Raw genomic sequence first — 2284 nt, forward strand, 5'->3', positions numbered from 1 at the left:
CGCCGGCCTGGAGCTGCCAGAGGGATGCGTAGAGCCCGTGCTGCGCGAGCAGTTCGTCGTGGGTGCCCTGCTCCGCCACGACACCGCCCTTGTCCATGACGTAGATCCGGTCGGCGTGGCGGACCGCGGACAGCCGATGGGCGATGATGATCATCGTCCGGTCGGCAGCGAAGCCTCTGAGCGCACGCTGGATGGCGGCCTCGGTCTCGTTGTCCACCGCGGAGGTGGCCTCGTCGAGGATCACAACCGGCGAGTTCTTGAGGATCGCTCTCGCCAGCGCGATCCGCTGCCGCTGCCCTCCCGACAACGCGGCACCGCGCTCGCCGATCAACGTGTGGTAGCCGTCCGGCAGCATCGAGACGAAGGCGTGCGCCTCGGCCATCCGGGCAGCCTCCTCCACCGCCTCCTCCGAAGCCCCGAAAGTGCCGTACCGGATGTTCTCCACGATGGTGCCGTCGAACAGGAACGGATCCTGGGCAACGAAACCAATCGCATTGCGCACGTCCCGCCGCGGCAGATCGCGCAGATCCTGCCCATCGAGCAGCACACCGCCCGACTCCGCATCCTGGAAACGCATCAGCAGCTTCGCGATCGTCGTCTTCCCGGACCCGGTGGCACCGACGATCGCGGTGGTCTGCCCGGAGGAGATCTTCAACGAGACGTCCTCCAGCACCGGCGGCCGACCAGGATAGGCGAACGTCACCTCATCGAGGACGATCTCCCCCTGCACGTGCGCAACGGCCAGCGAACCACCGGTGCCATCGCTCTCGACGGGCAGTTCACGCAGCCGCCGCACACGGTCGTACGCCGCCAGCGTCCGCTGGTACTGATCGACGATCCCGCCGAGCCGGTTCATCCGCAGCAACACCATCTGGGGCAGACCGATCAACGGACTGAACACCTCGAACGGCAGAGTGCCCTTCAACACCGCACGGCCACCGACCAACAGCGTCCCCGCCATCGAGGCGGTCGTACAGACCCGGACGGTCTCCGAGTGCCGCATCGTGCTGCGGTCGGTCCGCCGACCACTCTCCAGCGCCACCCGATCGAGGCCATCGATGCGCCCCGCCTCGTAGTCCTCGGTACAGAAACTCTTGACCGTGGCACTCGCCTCCAGGTTGTTCACCAACTGGCTGTGCAACCTGGCCCGGTGCTCACTGGAGACGGCGTAATCAGCGGCGGCCCGGTCCTGATAACGGAACGACAGCCAGGCGATGACCGGAACCGGCAGGAAGGCGATCCAAGCGATCTCCGGCGCCAGCAGCAGGAAGAGCGGCACCAGAACGAGCAGACTGGTACCCAGCTGCAACGCGTCGTTCGCCGACGCCCCGAAGAAGTCGCCCAACTGACCGACATCCTCCGTCAACACGCCCGCGATCCTGGTCGTCCGCTCCCCCTCCAGATGCCGCAACTCCAAGTGCTGCACCCGCGCGTACGTCCGGCTACGCCAATCGTGCTGCACATCCTGGCCCAGCCTGCGCCACTGCACACCCGAGGCATACGCCAGGCCCGCCACCGCGGCACAGGCACCCACCACCGACCCGGCCAACGCCCAGAGCTGAACCGACGCGGTCGTCAGCCCGAGCCGAACCAGCGGCGCGGCCTCACCCTTGATGAGCACCAACCCGGTCCAGCCCAGCAACGTACCGAGCGCCATCTCCATGACCTGACAGGCCACCGACAACGCGGAGGCACGGTAAAGCTGCCCACGACGCGGCCCGACGATCTCCAACACGGGATGGCGTTCGGTTCCGGCCCCGGACGGCTCCCGGGTCTCAGCGGCCGCTCTGCGCCACGTCTTCCGGACAACGGCCGCGGTCGCCGCCGCCACCCCGCCCAGCGCGACCAACTGCTTGCCGAGCGCCGACCCGCGGACCAGGGCGATCCCAACCGCCACCCCACCCCCAACGGCGAGGACGGAGCCGACACCGCCGCGCTCCGAGCGCGGACCAGACGCCGCGGCGGGCCGCGCCGGTGCCGGACGGGCAATTCGGGCGCCGTTCTCCGCGAGCAGAGCGACGGCGCTGCGAACGATCCGACCGACGTCCTTGGCCCTCACGCGCGCATCGTGCCGGACGAGAACCCCTCCGGTGATCGGGCTGGCCTGCGCCTCCGTGATGCCGGGGACCCGCCGCAGGGTCGCGGCGAGGACCTCGGCGACCTGCGGCCGCCCGAGTACCAGCTTGACGTCCCAGCGCTGCCGACCCGGAATGACCGAGCGCGGACGCACTTCCACATCCACGGCGCGATACCCGGCTGCGGCACCCAGCAGAGATGACATGTG

General features: G+C 69.0%; 1 protein-coding gene. It reads right to left on the minus strand.

The window, feature by feature from the left end; all coding sequences use genetic code 11:
• Positions 1-2242: ABC transporter ATP-binding protein/permease (locus ABD369_RS40385; protein ID WP_344641625.1), on the minus strand; the 2242-nt coding region annotated here is incomplete at its 3' end.
• Positions 2243-2284: the final 42 nt, after the last annotated feature.

Source organism: Kitasatospora cystarginea (genome assembly GCF_039533515.1).
GTDB lineage: Bacteria > Actinomycetota > Actinomycetes > Streptomycetales > Streptomycetaceae > Kitasatospora > Kitasatospora cystarginea.